Below are 21,478 nucleotides of genomic sequence, written 5' to 3'. Positions count from 1 at the left end.
CCAGAGAAAGCTTTCTTTTGATCGCCAACGACCGGCACCAACGTGCAGCGACTGCGCCCGGGCCGGTGAATATAGAAACAAGGAGTGCTTGATTTATGATCCAGGGTACCTATTACAAAGAGTGGAGCAGCGTGCTGAACCGCGAGATGGAGTTCAAGGTATACGGCAGCGCCGGTGTGCCGGTGCTGGCCCTGCCTGCCCGCGGCGGCCGCTTTTATGATTGGGAGAACAACGGCATGCCCGATGCCATTGCCCCGCTGCTGAACGAGGGCAAGGTGCAGCTGTTCTGCGCCGACAGCATTGACGGCGAGGCCGTACTGAACGGCGACATCCCGGTGCGCCGCCGCGCCGAGATGGAGGAAAAGTACTTCGTCTACCTTACCGCCGAGCTGGCTCCCCGGGTGCTGGCCCTGAACGGTGCCGCAAAGGATGCCAAGCTGTGGTGTGTGGGCATCGACCTTGGCGCTGTGCACGCCGTCAACTGCCGCCTGCGCCGTCCCAAGCTCTTTGCCGGTGCCATCGGCCTTTCCGGCATCTACGATCTGGCCCGCTTCTGGGGCAGTGAAGCCGACGATCTGGTGCTGCGCTGCTCTCCCCTGCAGTATCTGGCCGAGAACGGCATCGCCGACAAGCTGGCTCTGGCCAAGGCCGAGGAGAACAGCCTGATGCTCTGCGCCGGTCAGGGTGCCTACGAGGACGATGCCAAAGCCGACACGCAGGCGCTGGCCGATGTGCTGGCCGCACAGGGCCTGCCCGCCCACCTCGAGGTCTGGGGCGGCGATGTCTCCCACGAGTGGTACTGGTGGGGCAAGATGCTGGGCCTGTTTGTGCCGCGGATTCTGGAGAAGTAAAAGTGATTTGATAGAGGGAAGGCATTTGCAGTGCCTTCCCTCTTTTTGTTTGTATTTTTCAATTCCCTACTTGATTTATCGGGTTTGCTGTGCTATACTCATGCTGTAAGAAGTATACCCCCTATGGGTAAAGGAGATATTTTATGGACAACGAGAAAAAGCCCTGCTGCTGTTGCGGCACGCCCGCTCAGCCCGAAGCTGCCACGGCTCCGGCCGTTGACGCATCCGCTGTGCCCACCGAAAGCGTCACCCCCTCCTGCTGCCGCCACAAGGACCGCACCCCTGAGGAACACAAGGCCCTGCTGAACCGGCTCAGCCGCATCGAGGGGCAGGTGCGCGGCATCCGCGGCATGCTGGAAAAGGATGCCTACTGCGTGGACATCCTTGTGCAGGTGGCGGCGGCGAACTCGGCGCTGAACAGCTTTTCCAAGGAGCTGCTGGCCCAGCACATCTCCACCTGCGTGGCGGACGACCTGCGCGCGGGCAGCGAGGCAAAGCTGGACGAGCTGGTGAATCTGCTGCCCAAGCTCATGAAATAAGAAGCCCTTTCCCGTGCATACTCAACGTAGGAGTGATATTTTATGGAACAATACAACGTTACCGGCATGAGCTGCGCAGCCTGCTCCGCCCGGGTGGAGAAGGCCGTGAGCAAGGTGCCCGGCGTTGCCAGCTGTTCGGTGAGCCTGCTGACCAACTCCATGGGCGTGGAGGGCACCGCCAGCTCTGCCGAGATCATCAAGGCCGTGCAGGATGCCGGTTACGGTGCCAGCCCCAAGCGTGCGGGCGCGGCGGCTGCCAGCTCCACCAGCGCCGACCTTGACGCGCTGGCCGACCACGAGACCCCCAAGCTCAAGCGGCGGCTCATTGCGTCGCTGGGCTTTCTGCTGGTGCTGATGTACTTCTCCATGGGCCACATGATGTGGGGCTGGCCCCTGCCCCGCTGGTTCGACGGCAACCACATCGCCATGGGCCTTGTGCAGCTGCTACTGGCGGGCATCGTCATGGTCATCAACCAGAAGTTCTTCATCAACGGCTTCAAGGGCCTCCTCCACGGCTCACCCAACATGGACACGCTGGTGGCCATGGGTTCCATGGCAAGCTTTGTGTGGAGCACCTACGCCCTGTTCGCCATGACCCGCGCGCAGATGGACGGCAACAGCGAGCTGGTCATGCATTATATGATGGAGTTCTACTTCGAGTCCGCTGCCATGATCTTGACCCTCATCACGGTGGGCAAGATGCTGGAGGCCCGCTCCAAGGGCAAGACCACCGACGCGCTCAAGAGCCTGATGAAGCTTGCCCCCAAGACCGCCACCCTGCTGCGGGACGGTGCCGAAGTGACCGTGCCCATCGAGCAGGTGCAGAAGGGGGATATTTTTGTGGTGCGCCCGGGCGAGAACATCCCCGTGGACGGCATCGTGCTGGAAGGCACCAGCGCCGTGAACGAGAGCGCCCTGACCGGCGAGAGCATCCCCGTGGACAAGGCTGCGGGCGACAAGGTGAGCGCTGCCACCACCAACCAGTCCGGTTTCCTGCAGTGCCGGGCCACCCGCGTGGGCGAGGACACCACCCTTGCCCAGATCATCCGGATGGTCAGCGATGCCGCCGCCACCAAGGCTCCCATTGCAAAAATCGCCGATACGGTGTCCGGTTTCTTCGTGCCTGCGGTCATTACCATTGCGGTGGTCACCACCATCGTGTGGCTGCTGCTGGGCCGGGAGCTGGGCTATGCGCTGGCCCGCGGCATCTCCGTGCTGGTCATCAGCTGCCCCTGTGCGCTGGGTCTGGCAACGCCGGTGGCCATCATGGTGGGCAACGGTCTGGGTGCAAAGAACGGCATCCTGTTCAAGACCGCCGCTTCGCTGGAAGCTGCAGGCCGCACCCAGATCGTGGCGCTGGATAAGACCGGCACCATCACCAGCGGTGAACCAAAAGTGACCGACATTCTGCCCGCCGAGGGCGTTTCCGAGGCGGAGCTGCTCACCCTTGCCGCCGCACTGGAGCGCAAGAGCGAGCACCCGCTGGCAAAGGCCGTGCTGGCCTGCACCGACGCGCAGAAGCTCACCGCCCCCGAGGTATCCGGCTTTGCCGCCCTGCCGGGCAACGGTCTGGCCGCAAAGCTGGACGGCGTGGAGATCTTTGGCGGCAATGCGTCCTTTATCGGCACCAAAGTCACCGTGCCTGCACAGCTGCAGGAGAAGGCCGCAGCCCTTTCCGCACAGGGCAAAACGCCCCTGTTCTTCGGCGGAGCAGGCCGTCTGTTGGGCATCATCGCGGTGGCCGATACTATCAAGGAGGACAGCCCCCGCGCCATCCGGGAGCTGCAGGCCATGGGCATCCGCGTGGTCATGCTCACCGGTGACAACCAGCGCACCGCTGCTGCCATTGGCAGGCAGGCCGGTGTGGACGAGGTGATCGCAGGCGTGCTGCCCGACGGCAAGGAAGCGGTCATTCGCCAGCTGCAGGCATCCGGCAAGGTGGCCATGGTGGGCGACGGCATCAACGATGCCCCGGCCCTGACCCGTGCCGACACCGGCATCGCCATCGGCGCAGGCACCGACGTTGCCATCGACGCGGCGGACGTGGTGCTGATGAACTCCAAGCTGTCGGACGTGCCCGCCGCCGTCCGCCTGAGCCGCGCTGCCCTGCGCAACATCCACGAAAACCTGTTCTGGGCGTTCATCTACAACATCATCGGCATCCCGCTGGCCGCAGGCGTGTTCATCCCCTTCGGCCTGACGCTGAACCCCATGTTCGGTGCTGCTGCCATGAGCCTTTCCAGCTTCTGCGTGGTAAGCAACGCCCTGCGCCTGAACCTGTTCGACGTGCACAGCACAAAGCACGATCGTGCGGCAAAAAATGCTGCTTCCCTGCCCGCTGTCTCCGCACAGCCCGCAGCGGTTGCAAATAAAGAGAGTACCAAGGAGGATACTGCTATGAAAAAGACCCTGAAGGTGGAAGGCATGATGTGCGGCCACTGCGAAGCCCGCGTGAAGAAGGCTCTGGAAGCCCTGCCCGAGGTGGACGAGGCCGTGGTGAGCCACGAGGCCGGCACCGCCATCGTCACCCTGAACGCCGAGGTTGCCGACGACGTGCTGAAGAAGGCCGTTGAGGATCAGGACTATCCTGTGACCGGCATCCAGTAAACCGCCGCTGAATACTCCCCATCAAATGGAAAGGCCGCTGCATGTGAACGCAGCGGCCTTTTGCATTGGGTTATGCTGTTTTCTTCACAGGAACGCTGTTTTCGTACAGCTCATGCGGGGCGATATCCTGCCCCTCTTCCCACTCGATGCCAATACCGCCCGGCAGCAGATGCACGGTAGCAAAGTAACGCTCATCCTGCAGCCTGCCGTACCACGAGCCGGTGGCATAAGGGGCTGCATCGAACAGCTTTACCTCACCCGTCTCATAATAAAGGCAGAGCTTCAGCGGTTTTACGGGTTCCACCTTTGTCAGCTTCGGCTGTAACATCCAGAATCACTCCTTACTTCAGCGGGTCGATGCGGAAGAATTGTTCACCATTGCTCAGCAGCTTCCAGTTGGCTTCCAGATCCTCATGATGGATCACGATCCATGCCTCCAGCAGTTTCAGCTTGTTCTTCGGAAAGCTGCCTTCCAGAACCGTACCGTCCAGCGCAACCACGATCTCTTCACCGGAATATTCTGCGTGGATATGCGGCATATTATGCTTTCCACCCTGTTCGCGGTACATTCTGACAATGATGCCGTAAAAAATGCTCAGTACCGGCAATTGCACCACTTCCCTTCTCAGTGTCATTTTAACATACAGCAATCAGGTTTTCAAGGCGCATCAACGGCCTTTTTATCGTGTTTACAGGCTTTTAAAATTGATTCAGAATATCATGGTGTCCAATGTCCAACAGCAGAATGATCGTATCACCGTCGTACTGCCAGATGACCCGCACATCCATGTTTACGCTGAACTCGAACAAGTCTACCGTGCCTTGAATACGCTTTGTGCGCAGCGACGGATACAGCGGGTCCATTTCCAGAATTTCCAGCTTCTTTTTCAGCTGCGCCCGCTCCGCTGCGTTCAAACGCTTCAGGTTCTTTATGAATCGTTTGGTGTAGGTGATCTTGTAATTCATTCGTCCGCACCGTCCAGCGCTTCAAACAGTGCGTCCACCGTGTCGAACACCGGCTGCTCCCCTGCCGCAATTTTGGCCTTTGCTTCGTTGATCTCGCTGCGCAGCTCGTCCAGATACTTTTTGGGGTAAACGGCTACCGGCATCAGCTCGATCACGCCATCCTTCTCCACGATCTCCAGCTTGTCGCCCTCACGCAGGCCCATCTTCATTACAATATCCTTTGGAATGGTGATCTGGGATTTTGTCCTCAATTCCGTCAGCATCCTTCATCCTCCTTTGTGCGATTTTCTTACTTTCTCACTTTTATTATACTCTGCTTTTTTCAAAAAGCAACCATGCACCATAAAATTTTACAAAGCGTCGTTTCTGTGGGTTCTTATTGTATTTCGTCAGAAAGGCCGTTTTGTCAAGAGAAGGTGCCCGCCTTCTCTTTTTCTTTCCCCATTTTCCTGTGCATTTTCACCCCGGAAGCTGTGGCTTTTTGCGCAAAAACTATTTGTTGACACGTTGTTTTTTCAGAGTTATACTTATAGCAACAACATTTGGTTTTGCTTCCAGTTATAAACCACAGCGAAAGGAGAAATGTATTTTGGGAGTATCCATTCAGGACCGCACAGACTTTCTGAACATGCTGGACGCCTGCAGGACCGAGCAGCAGCTGTTCAGCCGCCTGACCTTTGCGGTAATGTTCCACCAGACCGACCCGGCTGCACGGGAAGACCTGCTGGACGACGTGCGCGGCGCAGCCTGCAGCATGCAGCTGCCCGCCGTCAATTACAAGATCGATCAATGGCTCAACACCTGCAAGCAGGCGTGGCAGGCCGACCCCGCAGCCTTTATGGCAGCCGTGAACGCGGACGCAAAGCAGCGCAAGCTTGCGCTGGAGGGCAGCGCGGCGCAGCCCGGCCTGCTGGCCGATGTGCCCATGCAGAGCGTGGCGTGGCTGGTGCCGCAGCTGCTGCCGCTGGGCGAAGTGTCGCTGCTGGGTGCCGACGGCGGCACCGGCAAGGGCATCTGGCAGGCACAGCTCATTGCCTATGTGACGGCGGGCAAGACCTCCGGCTTTTTTCCGCTGCCGCCGCAGCAGACCGGCAAGGTGCTGCTGCTTGCGGGCGAGGACGACCCCGGCAAGGTGCTCAAGGCCCGTCTGCTGGCGGCCGGGGCCGACATGAACCGGGTGCTGGTGCTGACCGCCGACGACTACTTTGGCAAGACCGGCCAGCCCCTTACCCTCAAGGATCAGGCACTGGCGGATTTTGCCGCCAAGGCCGGGCCGCTGCTGCTCATCGTGGACCCGCTGCAGAGCTTTCTGCCCTCCGATGTGGAGATGGCAAGCCGCAACCAGATGCGCGGTGCCCTGCTGCCGCTGCGCGCCATTGCCGCAAAGCAGGGCTGCGCGGTGCTCATCGTGATGCACTCCAACAAAAAGCAGGGCGTTTCCGGCCGCGCACGTCTGGCCGACAGCTCGGATATCTGGGACATGGCCCGCAGCGTGCTGATGATGGGCCGCGCCAAGAACGACGGCAAAATTTATCTCAGCCACGAGAAAAACAGCTACGCCCGCCCCCAGCAGACGGTGCTGCTGCACATCGACGATGTGGAGGTGGAGGGCGTAAAGACCGCGCGGGCCGTGTTTGACGGCTACACCGACAAGAAGGATGCCGACTTCATTGAGGAGCGGCGGGTGCGCACGGCGGAGACCCGGCAGGACACCCGCAGCGCCATCCTGAACGTTCTGTCCGAGAGCCGCCTTGGGTCGATGCCCAGCAACGAGCTGCGCGCCGCCGTCCTGCGGGAGATCGGGTGCAGTGACAGTACATACAACCGTGTGTACAGTGACCTCACGAAGTCCAGCCAAATCGCAAAGCAAGCGATACGTGGAAAAGATGGCAGGAATCGCTGGTATACCTGCTACTGTGGAGAAACATCTGACAAAGTTCCATTTTAAATACTTATCTACGTTATAAATTTGATGTTTGTCAGCTTGACAAAGTTCGGATATTTGACAAAGTTGGAACTTTCTCAGAACAATGGAACTTTCTCAGAACAATGGAACTTTCTCAGAACAATGGAACTTTCTCACCTTGACAAAGTTACTTTTCAATCGTTGTATCGTTTAAAAGTTCAAACTTACTCAGATAACGCTCCTACAGTAGCACCTGATAAAGTTCCCTGAAACCGCAGGCTGCGTGCTGGCAGCTTTCTCCGCGAACAGCCCGGAACCCACGGTTCCGCCCCTGTGCTTACGCACGGGGCCCCACTTCCCGGACATTCGCTGGAGAAACTCCCAGCCCACAGCCCAGCCCGCACCTTAACTCCTCGCCAGCTCCTCCACCGTGATGCAGCACACGGCAAAGGCCAGCAGGGCGCAGTCCAGCGGGACACGGCGCAGCACCACCACCCGTTCGGTCAGGGTGGTAAAGGTCTGCACGGCCTGCACCGGCACGGTGCTGCCCAGCCAGAACAGCGCCACCGAAAGCGGCAGATGCACCGCCCGCGCTGCCAGCAAAGGCCGCAGCGAGATCTCGGCCGGGCAGATGGTGCGCACCTGCAAAAGCACCGACACCCCCTGCACACTGAGCGCCGCACAGCACAGCGTGCTGGCCCACAGCCCGGTGCGGGCGGCCTGATCGCAGCCGGAACACACTTCCAGCAGCATGGCGGGCAGCGCCGCCCACGGCTGTGGCAGCAATGCCCCGCACCCTGCCGCCAGCAGCCGGAAGTACAGCACAAAGCCGCAGAGCTTCAGGTAGGTCACTGCCGCCTGCGCGATCACCGCGTCCAGTGCGGGCAGCGGAATGGTTTCCCCCTGCGCGGGTGGAGCCTGCCCGGCCCCGCCCTGCATCCGGCACAGCAGTGCCGCCGTGAGGTATCCCGCCAGCAACTGGGCCGCAAACAGCCGCACCCCCACCGCGCGGCTGCCCAGCATCTGCTGCCCTACCGTGAGGATGACAAAGGACGGCCCGCTGCACACACAGGCGGGCAGCAGCGCCGAGGCCTGCCGGGAGGTGAGCTGACCGGTGCGCACGGCTTCGGACGCAGCCACCGCCGCCGGTGCAAAGCCCCCCAAGGCCCCAATGAGCAGCACGCCGCCCGCACCCTTTGCCCGGATGCCCATGAGCCGCGCCGCAGGCCGGAACACAAAGCCCAGCCACTGCCCGGCCCCGCAGCCTGCCGCCAGCGCCGATACGATGAGGAACGGAAACAGCGATACCAGCAGCGGCCCGCCGCACAGCCGCAGCCCCGCCTGCAGGGCATCGGCACAGCGCTGCGGCGCGGCAAACACCAGAAACGCCGTGTACCCTGCCAGCGCCAGCAGCACGCCCCGCCGGAAATTCCAGCTTCGATTCATAACTCAGCCCTCCGCATCCATATATATGTAGCAGCGCGCCGCGGGCAGAACTGCGGGATGGGAGGGAATGGGATGTGTGCCAAGCGCAAAAAGCGGCTTTTGCTGCAAAGCTGGCTGGCCCTGCTGTTCCGTCAGCCGCCGCAGGGCTTTTACCACGCCCCTGCCGTCTACCTGAGCGGGGGCCGCATGGAGGTGGAGCACTTTTGCCGCATCCTGACCTACAGCCCCGACCGGCTGTGCCTGCAGATGCCCCATGGCCGGTTGACCATCTACGGCGACGGGCTGAAGATCGTCACCCTTACCGCCAGCCGCCTGACCCTGCGGGGGCGGTTCGTGCGCACGGACTTTGCGGATGACTAGGAGGTGCCCATGGAACCGGTAAGCCTTTGGGCCGCGGTGGAGTTCACCGCATGCAATGGCAGCACCGAAGCCCTGCTTACCGCTGCCGCCCGGGCCGGGCTGCATCCCTACGGGGTAACGGCCCTGCCGGGAGGGTTTGGCGGGCGGTGCGCCGCGTGGCAGTACCCGCGCCTTGCCGCGCTGGCCCGCAAGCACCGGGTGCGGCTGCGCATCCGCCGGAAGCTGGGGCTGTATTTCTGCCTGCGCCCCTTGCTGCGCCGGGCCGGGCTTTGGGCGGGGCTGACGGTGTTTGTGCCGCTGCTGCTCTTTGCACAGCAGTTCGTCTGGTATGCGGACACCTCTTCCCTCACCACCGGACAGGCTGCGCGGGCCTGCGCCGTCCTGCGGGAAGCGGGCCTGCAGCCCGGTGCGGCTGTGACCGAGGCAAAGCTCACCGCCGGGGAGTACGCCCTTTTGCACAGCGGCGAGTTCTCCTGGGCCAGCCTGAATTTTGCCAAAGGGCGGCTGGTGGTGGAAGCCGCCGCGGCCAGGCCCAAGCCGGACATTGCCGCCGGAACGCTGCATGGCATCCGGGCAAAATGCAGCGGCACTGTTCTGCGCACGAACCTTACCAGCGGCACCATGCTGGTGCAGCCGGGCCAGCAGGTGGAAGCCGGGCAGGGCCTCATTGGCACAGCCCGCGCCGAGCGGGACGGCACCCTGATCTTTGCGCCCGCCGCCGGAACGGTGATTGCGCAGTTTGAGTGGAGCGACACCCGCACCGTGCCCTTGGAAGAGACGGTGCAGCAGTACACCGGCGCGTGCACCCGCGCATACCGGGTGACAGCGTTCGGGCACACCTTTCCCCTGCCCGCCGCGCCTGCGCCGGAACATGCGGCGGTGATCCTCCGGCACTTTCAGCCGGAGGTGCCGCTGCTGGGCCTTGCCCTGCCCTGCTCTGTGGAGGAGACCTGCCGCTATGTGCAGCAGCCGGAAACGCTGCACCGCACCGAAGCGCAGGCCGCCGCGCTGGCCCGGCTGCAGAGCCTGCAGACGCTGTACGCCGCATGGCCGGACGCGGAGCGCATCGCCCGCAAAGAGGACTGCACCGTGAACGGCAATGTACTGGACTATACCGTCACCTACACCGTGGCAGCGGACATCTGCGGGTGAAAGGATTCCCGTTGTAATTCGCCAAAAAGTATGTTAAACTAAAAATACCGCCTGAAAAGGCGGTGATTAGGTGCTGTCTGCAAGCGCAGGTGGTCATGCTTCCCTCCGGCAAGCGTCCGGGGGACGTAAAAGCTTATTGTTTGTTCCCCCGTTCGCAAATGCGGAAGGGGGGATGCATCATGGTGTTGAACGATGTTCTGCAGCTGTTCGTCATTGTTGGCGGCACAGTTGGAATTACATTTCAGATCGCATGGGCAATCTTCAAAGAGATCCATAACAATAAGAAATGACCGCCCCAGACTCCCAAACCTGAGCGGTCATTCTTATTGACTCCTTAGCCGAAGGGAAGCTGACCATTGCGGACAGCGCCTTTTCTATTTGCAGTATAGTTGTTTTTTAGCGGTTTGTCAAGTCCCCTGCTCTGCAGCGGCACGTTCCGCTGCCTGCGCGTCGTACTCGGCAAGCAGGTCGTTGAGGTCGTACTGGTACTTGCTGTGGCAGAAGTGGCACACCACCTCGCAGGCGGGGTCCTCGTCGCGCATCCTCACCAGCTCCTTGCGGCCAAGGCTGAACAGCATTTCCTTGGTGCGCTCGGCGCTGCAGTCGCACTGGTAGTGCACATCGCGCTCGTCCAGCACGTTGGGGCCAAAGCCCGCCAGCGCCAGCTGCATCATGTCCTCGGGGGTCTTGCCTTCGTGCAGCAGGGTGGTGACGGACGGCATGGCCGCGATGTTCTTTTCCAGCTGATCGATCTCCGCATCGGTGGCACCGGGCAGCAACTGCACCATAAAGCCGCCTGCGCACAGGATGGACAGGTCCTTGTCCACCAGCACGCCCAGCGCCATGACGGTGGGCACCTGCTCGCTGTAGGCGTAGTAGGCGGTCAGGTCCTCGGCGATCTCGCCGGAGACCAGCGGCACCTGCCCCACGGTAGGCTCCTTTTGCAGGCTGTTATCCCGGATGACGGTGAGCACACCGTCTTTGCCCACAGCGCCGCCCACATCCAGGTGGCCGTTCGGCTTTGCGGGCAGCTCTACCAAGGGGTGATCGATGCAGCCCTTCACGTTGCCGGTGCCGTCGGTGCAGGCAATGACCACGCCCGCCGGGCCGCCGCCGGACACACGCAGGGTGATCTGGTCACGGTCGTCCTTGAGCATGGAGCCCATCAGGGCCGCGCCGGTGAGCAGACGGCCCAGTGCCGCGCTGCAGGTGGCGCTGGTGGTGTGCAGCTTTTCAGCCTTGCGGACGATCTGGGTGGAATCCACGCCGCAGAACACGACCCCGCCGTTCTCCGACAGGCCGCGGATCAGATTTGCCATAAAGTTATCCCTCCAATTGTGTATACTGCTTGACTGCGCAGAAGAAATAGCGCTGGCTGTCCTCGGTCAGCGGGCCGAAGGTCTCGCCGTCGCAGACGCGTTCCAGCGCAAAGCCGTGCTTTTCCAGCGCGGTGCGGATGGTGTCAAGGTCATAGGTGTACTCGCAGAACTGCTCGTGGAAGTGCTCGCCGGTCTCGTGGTAGTCGATGTCCACGGTGATCTCCACGCGGCGGTTGGCGGCATCGTAGTGGTTGCGCCACACACAGGCGGCATCCTCTTCCTCAAAGGTGAACGCGTTGTCGCCCAGCACGTTCCGGTGCTTGTAGGGCGTGTTCATATCGAACAGGAACACCCCGCCCTTCTCCATGAAAAAGCCCGCGTTGGCAATGGCGGTGTCCAGATCCGGGATGTGGTTGAAGGTGTCAAAGGTGGACACCGCGCCCCGGATGGTGCCGTACAGATCCAGCTTTAACAGGTCCTGCCGGAGCAGCAGCAGCCTGCCGGAAAGGCCCAGCTGTTCGGCCTTATCGCGCACAACGCAGAGCATCTCCTCGGACTGGTCAATGCCGATCATATCATAGCCCGCCTGCGTGAGCATCAACGTCAGCTCACCGGTGCCGCAGCCAAGGTCGGCAAGGATGCCGTCCTGGATGCCGTGCTCCTTGAGCTTTGCATGGATGTGGGCATACAGGGCATCGTAATCGGCCTCGCCGTTGAATTCATCGTAGAAATAGGCAAATTCGTTGTAGGCCATGGTTTACTCCGCTTCCTGTTCCCCGGCCACAGCGGCATTGAGCACCGCCTGCAGCTCCGGGATGCCGTAGCCGTTCTCGCCGCTGGTCAGCACCACCTTCTGGCAGCCATAGGGGCGGCAGAGGTTCTCAAAGTCTTCCAGCGTCTTGGCCAGCTGGCTCTTTTTGAGCTTGTCGGCCTTGGTCAGGGCCACCACGTAGGGGATCTGGTGATAGTGCAGGTAGCGCAGCATCTGCTCATCGTCGGCGCTGGGGGCGTGGCGGCAGTCCAGCAGCTGCACCAGCAGGGTGTGGTGGCGGGGTGCTTCAAAGTAGCTGTTGATGAGGTCGTCCCAGCGCTCACGGTCGGCGTTGCTCACCTTGGCGTAGCCGTAGCCGGGCAGGTCCACAAAGTAGCAGTCGTCCACCGAATAAAAATTGATGGTGGCCGTTTTGCCCGGCGTACTGGACACGCGGGCAAGGTTTTTGCGGCTGCACAGCTTATTGATGAGGCTGGATTTGCCCACGTTGGACCGCCCCGAAAAGCTCAGCTCCGGGCGGTCGCTCTCGGGCAGCTGGCTGGAAATGCCGTAGCTGGCAATGAAATCAGCTTTGTTGTAATTCATGGAGCTTTCCTTTCTTGTGGTACGTCAAACCCTCTCAGTCTCGTCACTTCGTTCCTCGCCAGCTCCCCCGAAGGGGGAGCTCTTTCATCTGGTGGAAAACATCCCTTAAGCTCCCCCCTTCGGGGGAGCTGGCACGGCGCAAGCCGTGACTGAGAGGGTTTCTATTGTTCTCAGCACACCGCGCCGGGCTGGGGCTTTTCTGCGGTGGGCGGCACGATGGCGGCGTCTGCCGCCTTTTTCTTTGCATGGGTGCGGCTGGGAGCCTTGGCCTTCTTTGCGTTCTGGGGCTTGAGCAGGGCCGCGTTCAGCACCTGTGTCAGGCTCTGCATGGGCAGGAAGGTGAGGTTCTTCTTCACCTCGTCGTCCACCTCATACAGGTCGGGTTCGTTGTCCTTGGGGATGAGCACCGTTTTCATGCCCTCGCGGTAGGCCGCCATGCTCTTTTCCCGCAGACCGCCGATGGGCAGCACGTTGCCGTGCAGGGTGATCTCGCCGGTCATGGCCACATCACCGCGCACCGGGATGCCGGACAGGCAGGACACCAGCGCCGTGGTCAGGGTGACACCGGCAGAAGGGCCGTCCTTGGGCACTGCGCCCTCCGGGGCGTGGATGTGCAGGTCACACTTCTTGAGCTTTTCCGGGTCGATGCCGTACTCGGCGGCGTGCACGCGCACCCACGTAACGGCCAGCTGAGCGCTCTCCTTCATCACGTCGCCCAGCGAACCGGTGACGGTGATCTTGCCGCTGCCGTTGTCCATCACCTGCACCTCGATGGGCAGGGTCTCGCCGCCCACGCTGGTCCATGCCAGACCGTTGGCGATGCCCACCGCGTTGGTGCGGTTGAGGAAGTCGGGCTTGACAAAGCGGGGGCCAAGCAGCTGTTCCAGCATGGTGCCGGTAACGGAGACGCTTTCCACCTCGCCTGCGGCGATCTTGCGGGCGCACTTGCGCAGCACGCTGGTGATGGTGCGTTCCAGATTGCGCACACCGGCCTCGCGGGTGTAGCCGTCGATGATGCCGTACAGCGCGCTCTGGCTCAGCGTGACCTTGCCGGTCAGGCCGCAGGCCTTGAGCTGCTTGGGCAGCAGGTGCTTGCGGGCAATGTTGTATTTTTCCACGCGGGTGTAGCTGGGCAGCTCGATCACGTCCATGCGGTCACGCAGCGGGCCGGGGATGCTGCCCAGATCGTTGGCGGTGGTGATAAAGAGCACATGGCTCAAATCGAACGGGATATCGATGAAATGATCGTTGAAGGTGCTGTTCTGCTCCGGGTCCAGCGCTTCCAGCAGGGCTGCGGCCGGGTCGCCGCGGAAGTCGCCTGCCAGCTTGTCGATCTCGTCCAGCAGCATGAGGGGGTTCGCGCTCTTGGCAGAGATCATGGCAGTGATGATCTTGCCGGGCATCGCGCCGATGTAGGTGCGGCGGTGGCCGCGGATCTCGGCTTCATCCCGCACGCCGCCAAGGCTGATGCGCACATACTTGCGGCCCAGACTTTCGGCGATGGAGCGTGCAATACTGGTCTTGCCCACGCCCGGAGGGCCTACAAGGCAGATGATCTGTGCCTTCACGTCCGGTGCCAGCTTGCGCACGGCCAGCGTTTCCAGAATGCGGTCCTTCACCTTTTTCAGGCCGTAGTGGTCGCGGTCCAGAATCTGCTGTGCGCGGCTGATATCAAGGTCGTCCACCGTAAAGGTGTTCCACGGCAGGTCAAGGCAGGTGTCCAGATAGGTGCGGATGACCGTTGCCTCCTGATTGGAGCCCTGCATCTTGGCAAGGCGGTCCACCTCCTTGAGCAGCTTCTTCTCGCTGTCCTCGGCAAGGTGCAGCCCGGTGATCCTGCGGCGGTACTCGTCGGCCTCGGCGTGGGTGTCATCGCCCTCGCCCAGCTCGTCGCTGATGATGTGCAGCTGTTCGTGCAGGTAGTAATCGCGCTGGTTCTTGTCCATGGACTCGTTGACCTTTTCCGCGATCTCCTTTTCAATTTTCATCACCTGACACTCACGGCGCAGCATCTCGATGAGCTTTTTCAGCCGTCCGTTCAGGGTGCCCTCGTCCATCACAGCCTGCTTGTCCTCGTAGCGGAACAGCAGGTTTGCGGGCATGTACTCGCTGAGGAAGGCGGGGTCGTCGCTGGAAACGATGGCAAACACCACGTCCTTGCCAAGGCGCGGGTTCATGCCAAGGTACTCGTCAAACCCGGCCTTGAGGGCGCGCAGCAGCGCTTCGGTCTCCACGGCATCGTCAGCCTTGCCTGCGCGCACCGGGGCCGGGCGCACCTCCGAAAGCAGAAAATCGCCGCTGGCATCCAGTGCACTGAGCTTTGCGCGGTACTTGCCCTCCACCAGGACCTTTACAAGGTCCCCGGAGACGCGCAGCACCTGCTTGACCTCGGCCACCACGCCGTAGCTGAACAGGTCTGCCTGCTGCGGCTCGGTGGTGTCCATGGACTTCTGTGCCACCAGAAACACGTTGGAATTATTTGCCATTGCCCACTCCACGGCGGCAATGCTCTTTTCGCGGCCCACCTCAAAGTGGACGAGATTGTTGGGGAACACCACCAGCCCGCGCAGGGCGATGGTGGGCAGATGCAGCTTTTTGCGCTCCACCTTGATGGTAACTTTTTCACTCATAGTGCAAACACCTCCCGGCTGCCGCGCACTTTCCCACGGCGGCAGCGCTGTATGCAAGAGATTTTATCTTTAAAATAGCAGGTTGTTTCCTTATTATACTGATTTCCGGCCAAAATGCAACTGTGCTGCATGGACGGTTGGTTATTCTCCCCGCTTTTCCTGCGTGGAGAAGCCCATTTTGCCAAGAGCCGGCAGCAGGGCCTTGAGGGTGATGGAGGTCAGTGCGCCCATCACAAGGCCCAGCACCAGCATGACCGGCGCATAGTAGAACGAGAGCGACGACGAGATGATCACGCCTGCACCCAGCAGCTGGCCGATGTTGTGGGCCAGTGCGCCGCATACGGAAAGGATGAACCAGGTGGGCCGCACCGGCAGCAGATAGTACAGCACCCACATCACCAAAAGTGACAGCAAGCCGCCGCACAGCGAGAGAAAGCCCGCCGTGAAGCCGGACACCAGAAACACGAACAGTGCCTTGAGCACGTCCAGCACCAGCGCCTGCTTTGGCCCCATGAAAAACAGCGCGTACATCACCACGATGTTGGCAAGGCCCAGCTTCATGCCCGGCAAAAGGCCCGGGATGGTGAGCGTGCCCTCAATGAACGAAAGCGCCATGGCCAGCGCAAACAGCAGGCCGGAAAGGGCGATGCGGCGCGTTTTTTCGTAACTGCGTCTGTTTTGGGGCATGCTGCACCCTCCTTTACTCTTCGGTCTGCTGGCTCTGCTCGTAGCTTTCCTGCTCTTCCATGGCAGCTTCCCACGCGGCAAACAGCTCTTCCTGATGGAAGCGCAGGTCGCTCAGCTCGTCGCTCTTCTGGCGCAGCAGGTCGGGGTCGTTGTACACCTCCGGGGAGTTGATCTCGTTGTCCAGCTCCACTTCGCGTGCACCGCAGGCTTCCATCTCGTCCTCGCAGGCCTTGATCTTGGCGCGCAGCTCGGCGCGGCGGCGGCGCTGCTCCCTGCCGTAGCCGGTCTTGGCCGGTTCGGCGGCCTTCTGCACGGCAGGGGCCGGGGCGTTGCGGCCCATCAGGGCGTCGTAGCTGGGGTAGAGGGTGGCCTTGCCGTCCTCAAGGTAGAGGATAGGACAGGCCAGACTGTTCATCAGGTGGCGGTCATGGGTGACCAGCAGCAGCGTGCCGGTGTAGGCCATGAGGGCCTCGGTAAGGTTTTCGCGGGTGTAGATGTCCAGATGGTTGGTGGGCTCGTCCAGAAACAGCAGATTGGGCCGTTCCAGCACGATCTCCGCAAAGCGCAGGCGTGCCAGCTCGCCGCCGGAAAGCGCCTCGCAGGGCTTGAACACCGTCTCCCCCCGGAAGCCCAGCTTTGCCAGATGGCTGCGCACCTCCAGCTCGGTCATGCGGGGGTACTTGTTCCAGATCACATCGATGACCCGGCCCTGCCCCAGACGGTTCTGCTGCTGGGCAAAGATGCTGGGCCGTGCGCCGGTGCCCAGCCGCACCATGCCGCCGGAGGGGCGGCGCTTGCCGTCCAGCACCTGCATCAGGGTGGACTTGCCCGCGCCGTTGGGGCCTGCGATCACCAGCCGCTGGCCGCGGCACACCGTGTAGGTAAAGGGTTCCAGCAGGGTGCGCTCCCCTATTTTGATGGTCAGGTTCTTGAGCAGCACCAGCTCGTTCCACGGTTCTACGTCATATTCAAACCGGAACTTGAGCTGGTTGGTCTCGTCCTTGGGCGCTTCGGTGATCTCCAGCTTTTCCAGCTGCTTGCGGCGGCTCTGGGCCATTTTGGTGGTGGAAGCGCGCACAAGGTTGCGGTCCACGTAGTCCTGCAGCTTTTCGGCCAGTGCCACATCTGCATCGTGCTGCTTCTGGCGCAGGGCGTCGGCGGCTTCCTTCTGGGGCAGGTAGGCCGAGAAGTTGCCCTTGTAGGTGGTCATGGTCTGGAAGGAGACCTCCCAGATCTTCGTACACACGTTATCGAGGAAGTAGCGGTCGTGGCTGACCACCAGCACCGCACCGGAATAGCTTTTGAGGTAGTTTTCCAGCCATTCCATGGTGGCAAAGTCCAGATGGTTGGTGGGCTCGTCCAGAATGAGCACGTCCGGCTTTTCCAGCAGCAGCTTTGCCAGCCGCAGCCTCGTCAGCTCGCCGCCGGAGAGCACCGCAATGTTCTTCTGCCATGTATCCTGCGCAAAGCCCATGCCGGACAGCACCTTTTTGATGTTCACATCCATGTTGTAGCCGTCGGCGGCATCCACGATGTTCTGCAGCTGGTCGTGCCGGGCCAGCAGCTCCGTGTCGTCCGGCTGCGCGGCCATTTTGCGTTCCAGCACCTGCATCTGGGCCATGGCATCCAGCACAGGGGCAAAGGTGGAGCGCATCTCGCCGTAGAGATCCAGCGTGGCATCCAGCTTTGCGTTCTGTTCCAGATAGCCCAGCGTCACGCCGTGGGTCACGCTGAACTCACCTTCGTAGTCCTGGTACTCGCCGGTCAAAATCTTGAGCAGGGTGGTCTTGCCCGCGCCGTTCTGGCCCACGATGCCGATGCGGTCCTCCCGCTCGACACTGGCGGTCACATCGTGCAGCACGATCTTTTCGCCAAAGCTCTTGCCTAGTTTTTCCAAATGTATCAGCATAGTTTTATGATCCCGTTCTCCATCCGCTTATTGGCTCAGCACTGGTGGCGGCGGTTCTTCAGGCCCACATTGGCCAGCTCTTCCTGCTCCATCACCAGCGGGTACAGCTCTTTCAGGTCTGCGATCTCGTAGGTGGGCACCACCTTGCCGGGGTTCTCGGCGTGGCTGGGGTTATACCAGCAGGTGTCAAGGCCCGCATTCACGCCGCCCTGAATGTCGCTGCTCAGGCCGTCGCCCACCACCAGCACATGCTCGCGGTTCTCCACGCCAAGGGCGCGCAGGGCCGCATCAAAAATTCTGCGGTTCGGCTTTTCGCTGTCCATCTTCTCGGAGACGAACACGTCCTCCATAAAGTTCAGCACACCGCTCTCGGCCAGACGGCGGATCTGCACCTTCTGGAAGCCGTTGGTCACAACGGCCAGCGTTGCCACCTCGGAAAGCTCCCGCAGCACATCCAGCACTTCCGGCCCCATCAGGTCCGGGTGGGTGGAGAGCTGTTCCAGATAGAAGCGGTTCATCTCGGCTCCGTCACCGGCGGCATCAATGGCCTTGAGAAAGCGGGTGAACCGCTCCGCCATGAGCTTTTCCCGCTTGATCTGGCCTTTTTCCAGCTGCCGCCACAGCTCCGAGTTGATGGTGCGGTAGGTCTGCACCGTTTCTGCGTCCGGCTCAATGCCGTAGTTCACCAGCGTTTCGGCCAGTGCCTTGCTTTCGGCTGCGTCAAAGTTCAGCAGGGTGTTGTCTGCATCGAACAGCACGCAATAATATTTTGCCATAAACCTTCCCTCTTTTCCTTCTGCCATGGCCTCAGCTGCCATGCGCTCAACAACAGGCAGAAGCCAGCCCTGCCGTAAACAGAGCTGGCTTCACATCATTCTGTTACAATTTCGTACGGTGGTACGTCCGTCTGCTCCGGGTCGTTGTCCGGGCAGGTGGTTTTGACATCACAGGGGGTGGCAGCACACTTTGCCATTTCCTCTTCCAGCGCGCCGTTGTCCACGTTCTCCCAGTCGGTGCCGTAATCGTCCACGCTGCCGTCGGTCACGTTCTCTTCCCCGGGCAGCGCCGGGATGCGGGGTTCCTCGTAATACATGCAAACGCCTCCCTTCCTGCCAGCCTATGCGGCACGGCAGGCCGGGGTGACAGCCTCAGGACGCGGAGTCCGTGGATGCGGACTGCTCGTTGGCGGCTTCCTTGCTGGCATTGGATTCCGAAGCCGCATGGGAGCTGCCAGAGCTGCTCTCGCTGCTGGAGCTGCTATGGGAAGCCGAGCTGCTCTCACCAGAGCCCGCGTGGGACGAGCTGGTGCTGTGGGAAGAGCTGGCTGTTCCGTTGGAAGCAGAAGCCGAGCCTGCCGGGGAAGCCGTGCTCTCACTGCTGGAAGAGCTGTGAGACGAGCTGTCGGAAGAGCTGTGAGACGAGCTGCCGGAGGTGGATGTAGCCCCGGAGGATGCCCCGGAGGTGGTGCCGGACGATGCACCGGAAGAACTGGTGCTGCCGGAAGAACTGCTGCCCGACGTGCTGCCGGAGCTGTGAGACGAGCTGCCGGAGCTTACGCCGCTGACCGTCACATTCAGGACGTTGCTGGTAACGGTGCAGCCGTTGTAGCTTGCCACTGCGTACACCTTAAAGGTCGCATTGAGCATGGAGGGGTCGATCTCCACCTTGACGGTGGTCTTGCCCGCCGCCTGCGGCACTTCCGCACCGTTGGCGTACCAGCGGATGCTGTCGGCAGTGAGGTGCTTGCCGCCCAGCTTTGCGGTAAAGGTGTAGGAATCGCCCAGCACGGCCTTGCCGGTGCTGCTGATATGCACGGAAGCCGCTGCAAACACGGCGGTCACGTCCACGTTCTGCTTGAAGTTCGTATCGGTGCGGGTCTTCTGGGTCACGCCGTCGCTCCACTTGACGAACACATAGCCGTCCTGCGGCACAGCCGTCACGCTGATGGACTGGGCGGCGCTGGTCACTTCATAGGAGAGGGATGTCTTGCCGCTGTCGCTGCCGCTGGAAAGGGTGCCGCCGGTCTTGTCCACCCGGTAGCTGGCCTGATACAGCACACCCTGCTCTTCGGAAGAGCCTGCAGCCTCCGAGCTGCTGGGTGCTGTCACCGCAGAGCTGGGGTTCGGGGTATACTCGGCGCGGGTGGGGATGTTAGCGGTGTCGGGCCGACGGTCGTCGGTCTGGTAAGCGTGGGTGCGCAGATAGCTCAGCATGGCCTTCAGGCCCACGGGCTTCAGGTGGATATCGCCGGTCTGGTAGTAATCCTCGCGGCCATAGCCGTTGGCATCCTTCAGCGCTTCGGCGCTGTTGAGGAACTTCAGGCCCATTTGCTCACACATGGACAGCAGGGCCATGTTGAAGTCGTCGATCTTGGTCTGGTCCATGTGGGGGTAGTTTGCGTGGTTCGCGGGCACCGGCGGCACCGTGTTCACGATGATGTCGGTGTAGGGGTAGCTTTCCTGAATGGCCTGCACCAGCGCGGTGTAGTTCTTGATGAACTCGTCCACGCTCATGCCGGTATCATTGGTGCCCAGCATGATGACCACGCGGCGGGGCTTCATTTTGGCCACGGCCTGCGCGATGGTGTAGGTGCTGCTGTCCTTTTTAAAGGTAACGATGCCCTCGTTCAGGGCGGCATGGGTGCCAATGCCCTCCTTGGCGCAGAACTGCTGCAGGCTGATCAGGCCGTTGGCGTACAGGCGCACCGTGTTGGAATCGCCGAGGAACAGCGTTTCCTTCTGGTAGCTCTCGCCCGCGTCGGCGGTCTCCGGCAGCAGGGCGGCAGAGGTCTCGCTGATCTGGTAGTGATCCGAGATATCCTCTTCGCCCGGCACCAGCACCTCGCTGGAGGGCTGTTCCCCCGGGGCCGCAGGGGTCTTGCCGCGCTTGAGCAGCGTCATGGTAATGGCAATGGTCAGAATGGCTGCCAGCGCGCACACACTGCACACCAGCACAGCCTGCTTCTGCATAGGAGTAAGCGATTGCTTTTCCGGTCGTGTATTTCTCATATCTCTCACCATTCACTTAGTTTCCGGCACAGGGCCTTCCGGTCATGCCTGTCCGTTCAGGATCTGGTCTGCAAGGTTGGCGCAGCTTTCGGCCAGCAGCACCGGGTGGAAGGGTTCCAGCTCTTCCCTGCTGCCGTAGCCGTACAGCGCACCGGCGGCATCCAGCCCGCAGTCCGCAGCGCCGCGCATGTCGTCGTTGCGGTCGCCCACCATCAGCACCCGCCTGCCCTGCATCATGGGCTGGGCCAGCACATGGCGCACCACGTCGGTCTTGGTGTCGCGGCTCTCGTCCATGGACGCGCCGCCGATAAAATCAAAATAGCCTGCAAGGCCCTTTTCTTCCAGAATGGGCGTAACGACCTGCGTGGGCTTGGAGGTAGCGGTGCACAGCACAAGGCCCGCGTCCTTCAGGCGCTGCAGCATCTCGGCTGCACCGGGGTAGGCGGCGCACTCGTGGCTGCCCTTGACGGCGTAGCTGTCGCGGTACAGGTCGGTGGCCTTTTCAATGAGGGCCGGGTCGGTAAAGTGCTCACCAAAGCTCTTGCGCAGCGGTGGGCCAAGGTAGCGGCGTAGGTTCACATTCGTGGTGTCCACGCCCATCCTGGCAAAGACTTCTTTTAATGTATTTATGATACCGGGAGCGGAATCGATCAGGGTCCCGTCCACATCAAACAGGATCGCATCGTAGTTCAGCAATTTGTAAATTTCCTCACTTTCATGGTGATACATTGTATAGTATAG

Annotated in this window: 21 protein-coding genes; 6 read left to right on the top strand and 15 right to left on the bottom strand. The window is 61.4% G+C overall.

Annotated elements, in window-relative coordinates:
• Positions 1–95 precede the first annotated feature (95 nt).
• The 3 genes from DWY76_RS02140 to DWY76_RS02130 all read left to right on the top strand — a co-directional run bounded on the left by DWY76_RS02140 (position 96) and on the right by DWY76_RS02130 (position 3,997).
• Complete coding sequence (locus DWY76_RS02140) at positions 96–851, top strand: alpha/beta hydrolase-fold protein (protein ID WP_005941285.1); 756 nt, start codon at positions 96–98, stop codon at positions 849–851.
• Between the two features lie 143 nt (positions 852–994).
• A complete protein-coding gene (locus DWY76_RS02135; RefSeq protein ID WP_005941288.1) occupies positions 995–1,390 on the top strand; it encodes a metal-sensing transcriptional repressor in 396 nt (131 codons plus the stop codon).
• Positions 1,391–1,432: 42 nt separating this feature from the next.
• On the top strand, positions 1,433–3,997 hold the full coding sequence (locus tag DWY76_RS02130) for a heavy metal translocating P-type ATPase (protein WP_120079569.1): 2,565 nt from the start codon (positions 1,433–1,435) through the stop codon (positions 3,995–3,997).
• A gap of 70 nt (positions 3,998–4,067) precedes the next feature.
• Here the strand turns inward: DWY76_RS02130 and DWY76_RS02125 are convergent, their stop codons facing one another.
• From DWY76_RS02125 to DWY76_RS02110, 4 genes are all read right to left on the bottom strand, one after another.
• A complete protein-coding gene (locus DWY76_RS02125) occupies positions 4,068–4,325 on the bottom strand; it encodes a DUF2442 domain-containing protein (protein ID WP_097777914.1) in 258 nt (85 codons plus the stop codon).
• Positions 4,326–4,338: 13 nt separating this feature from the next.
• Entirely contained in the window at positions 4,339–4,632 is a 294-nt protein-coding gene (locus tag DWY76_RS02120; protein ID WP_242959333.1) for a DUF4160 domain-containing protein, read from the bottom strand.
• A 64-nt stretch (positions 4,633–4,696) separates the two neighbouring features.
• Positions 4,697–4,963 (bottom strand): type II toxin-antitoxin system mRNA interferase toxin, RelE/StbE family, encoded by a 267-nt coding sequence (locus DWY76_RS02115; protein WP_097774883.1) that lies wholly within the window; start codon positions 4,961–4,963, stop codon positions 4,697–4,699.
• Complete coding sequence (locus DWY76_RS02110; RefSeq protein ID WP_097774882.1) at positions 4,960–5,226, bottom strand: AbrB/MazE/SpoVT family DNA-binding domain-containing protein; 267 nt, start codon at positions 5,224–5,226, stop codon at positions 4,960–4,962. The genes DWY76_RS02115 and DWY76_RS02110 overlap by 4 nt, the downstream gene beginning before the upstream one ends.
• Before the next feature lie 326 nt (positions 5,227–5,552).
• On the opposite strand from DWY76_RS02110, the gene DWY76_RS02105 reads away from it, so the two are divergent.
• Positions 5,553–6,911 carry an AAA family ATPase gene (locus DWY76_RS02105; RefSeq protein ID WP_120079567.1) on the top strand — a complete coding sequence of 453 codons (1,359 nt, stop codon included), beginning with the start codon at positions 5,553–5,555 and terminating at the stop codon, positions 6,909–6,911.
• Between the two features lie 363 nt (positions 6,912–7,274).
• Here DWY76_RS02105 and DWY76_RS02100 read toward each other — a convergent pair whose 3' ends face one another.
• Positions 7,275–8,315: a hypothetical protein gene (locus DWY76_RS02100; RefSeq protein ID WP_097774879.1), complete on the bottom strand. Its 1,041-nt coding sequence runs from the start codon at positions 8,313–8,315 to the stop codon at positions 7,275–7,277.
• 72 nt (positions 8,316–8,387) lie between these two features.
• Between DWY76_RS02100 and DWY76_RS02095 the strand changes: the two genes are divergently transcribed.
• On the top strand, positions 8,388–8,675 hold the full coding sequence (locus DWY76_RS02095) for a YabP/YqfC family sporulation protein (protein ID WP_242702835.1): 288 nt from the start codon (positions 8,388–8,390) through the stop codon (positions 8,673–8,675).
• A gap of 9 nt (positions 8,676–8,684) precedes the next feature.
• Positions 8,685–9,827, top strand: a complete 1,143-nt coding sequence (locus DWY76_RS02090; protein WP_120079565.1) for a sporulation protein YqfD — start codon at positions 8,685–8,687, stop codon at positions 9,825–9,827.
• A 407-nt stretch (positions 9,828–10,234) separates the two neighbouring features.
• On the opposite strand, the gene hslO is transcribed toward DWY76_RS02090, so the two are convergent.
• The 10 genes from hslO to DWY76_RS02035 form a co-directional block, all read right to left on the bottom strand.
• Complete coding sequence (gene hslO / locus DWY76_RS02080; protein ID WP_120079561.1) at positions 10,235–11,146, bottom strand: Hsp33 family molecular chaperone HslO; 912 nt, start codon at positions 11,144–11,146, stop codon at positions 10,235–10,237.
• A 4-nt stretch (positions 11,147–11,150) separates the two neighbouring features.
• Positions 11,151–11,900: a class I SAM-dependent methyltransferase gene (locus tag DWY76_RS02075; RefSeq protein ID WP_120079559.1), complete on the bottom strand. Its 750-nt coding sequence runs from the start codon at positions 11,898–11,900 to the stop codon at positions 11,151–11,153.
• Positions 11,901–11,903: 3 nt separating this feature from the next.
• Positions 11,904–12,503, bottom strand: coding sequence for a ribosome biogenesis GTP-binding protein YihA/YsxC (gene yihA, locus DWY76_RS02070; RefSeq protein ID WP_005940358.1), 600 nt, complete (start codon positions 12,501–12,503; stop codon positions 11,904–11,906).
• A gap of 170 nt (positions 12,504–12,673) precedes the next feature.
• A complete protein-coding gene (gene lon, locus DWY76_RS02065; RefSeq protein ID WP_005940355.1) occupies positions 12,674–15,133 on the bottom strand; it encodes an endopeptidase La in 2,460 nt (819 codons plus the stop codon).
• A 141-nt stretch (positions 15,134–15,274) separates the two neighbouring features.
• A complete protein-coding gene (locus DWY76_RS02060; RefSeq protein WP_097774873.1) occupies positions 15,275–15,820 on the bottom strand; it encodes a Gx transporter family protein in 546 nt (181 codons plus the stop codon).
• 13 nt (positions 15,821–15,833) lie between these two features.
• Positions 15,834–17,729 (bottom strand): ABC-F family ATP-binding cassette domain-containing protein, encoded by a 1,896-nt coding sequence (locus DWY76_RS02055; protein WP_005940348.1) that lies wholly within the window; start codon positions 17,727–17,729, stop codon positions 15,834–15,836.
• A gap of 35 nt (positions 17,730–17,764) precedes the next feature.
• Positions 17,765–18,505 carry a YjjG family noncanonical pyrimidine nucleotidase gene (locus tag DWY76_RS02050; RefSeq protein ID WP_044953456.1) on the bottom strand — a complete coding sequence of 247 codons (741 nt, stop codon included), beginning with the start codon at positions 18,503–18,505 and terminating at the stop codon, positions 17,765–17,767.
• Positions 18,506–18,600: 95 nt separating this feature from the next.
• Positions 18,601–18,822, bottom strand: coding sequence for a hypothetical protein (locus DWY76_RS02045; RefSeq protein WP_118527866.1), 222 nt, complete (start codon positions 18,820–18,822; stop codon positions 18,601–18,603).
• Between the two features lie 55 nt (positions 18,823–18,877).
• Positions 18,878–20,698, bottom strand: coding sequence for an SGNH/GDSL hydrolase family protein (locus DWY76_RS02040; protein ID WP_207665812.1), 1,821 nt, complete (start codon positions 20,696–20,698; stop codon positions 18,878–18,880).
• A gap of 81 nt (positions 20,699–20,779) precedes the next feature.
• Complete coding sequence (locus DWY76_RS02035) at positions 20,780–21,433, bottom strand: HAD-IA family hydrolase (protein ID WP_243111888.1); 654 nt, start codon at positions 21,431–21,433, stop codon at positions 20,780–20,782.
• Positions 21,434–21,478: the final 45 nt, after the last annotated feature.

Origin of the sequence: Faecalibacterium sp. AF27-11BH (assembly GCF_003603005.1) — a bacterium.
Taxonomy (GTDB): Bacteria; Bacillota; Clostridia; order Oscillospirales; family Ruminococcaceae; genus Faecalibacterium; species Faecalibacterium taiwanense.
Note: the sequence above shows the minus strand (reverse complement) of the source record. Positions and strands in the feature narration are given on the sequence as shown.

Coding starts and splice junctions, on each gene's coding strand:
- DWY76_RS02140 (WP_005941285.1), top strand. CDS start 96: ATGATCCAGGGTACCTATTACAAAGAGTGGAGCAGCGTGCTGAACCGC.
- DWY76_RS02135 (WP_005941288.1), top strand. CDS start 995: ATGGACAACGAGAAAAAGCCCTGCTGCTGTTGCGGCACGCCCGCTCAG.
- DWY76_RS02130 (WP_120079569.1), top strand. CDS start 1,433: ATGGAACAATACAACGTTACCGGCATGAGCTGCGCAGCCTGCTCCGCC.
- DWY76_RS02125 (WP_097777914.1), bottom strand. CDS start 4,325: ATGTTACAGCCGAAGCTGACAAAGGTGGAACCCGTAAAACCGCTGAAG.
- DWY76_RS02120 (WP_242959333.1), bottom strand. CDS start 4,632: ATGACACTGAGAAGGGAAGTGGTGCAATTGCCGGTACTGAGCATTTTT.
- DWY76_RS02115 (WP_097774883.1), bottom strand. CDS start 4,963: ATGAATTACAAGATCACCTACACCAAACGATTCATAAAGAACCTGAAG.
- DWY76_RS02110 (WP_097774882.1), bottom strand. CDS start 5,226: ATGCTGACGGAATTGAGGACAAAATCCCAGATCACCATTCCAAAGGAT.
- DWY76_RS02100 (WP_097774879.1), bottom strand. CDS start 8,315: ATGAATCGAAGCTGGAATTTCCGGCGGGGCGTGCTGCTGGCGCTGGCA.
- DWY76_RS02095 (WP_242702835.1), top strand. CDS start 8,388: ATGTGTGCCAAGCGCAAAAAGCGGCTTTTGCTGCAAAGCTGGCTGGCC.
- DWY76_RS02090 (WP_120079565.1), top strand. CDS start 8,685: ATGGAACCGGTAAGCCTTTGGGCCGCGGTGGAGTTCACCGCATGCAAT.
- hslO (WP_120079561.1), bottom strand. CDS start 11,146: ATGGCAAATCTGATCCGCGGCCTGTCGGAGAACGGCGGGGTCGTGTTC.
- DWY76_RS02075 (WP_120079559.1), bottom strand. CDS start 11,900: ATGGCCTACAACGAATTTGCCTATTTCTACGATGAATTCAACGGCGAG.
- yihA (WP_005940358.1), bottom strand. CDS start 12,503: ATGAATTACAACAAAGCTGATTTCATTGCCAGCTACGGCATTTCCAGC.
- lon (WP_005940355.1), bottom strand. CDS start 15,133: ATGAGTGAAAAAGTTACCATCAAGGTGGAGCGCAAAAAGCTGCATCTG.
- DWY76_RS02060 (WP_097774873.1), bottom strand. CDS start 15,820: ATGCCCCAAAACAGACGCAGTTACGAAAAAACGCGCCGCATCGCCCTT.
- DWY76_RS02055 (WP_005940348.1), bottom strand. CDS start 17,729: ATGCTGATACATTTGGAAAAACTAGGCAAGAGCTTTGGCGAAAAGATC.
- DWY76_RS02050 (WP_044953456.1), bottom strand. CDS start 18,505: ATGGCAAAATATTATTGCGTGCTGTTCGATGCAGACAACACCCTGCTG.
- DWY76_RS02045 (WP_118527866.1), bottom strand. CDS start 18,822: ATGTATTACGAGGAACCCCGCATCCCGGCGCTGCCCGGGGAAGAGAAC.
- DWY76_RS02040 (WP_207665812.1), bottom strand. CDS start 20,698: ATGCAGAAGCAGGCTGTGCTGGTGTGCAGTGTGTGCGCGCTGGCAGCC.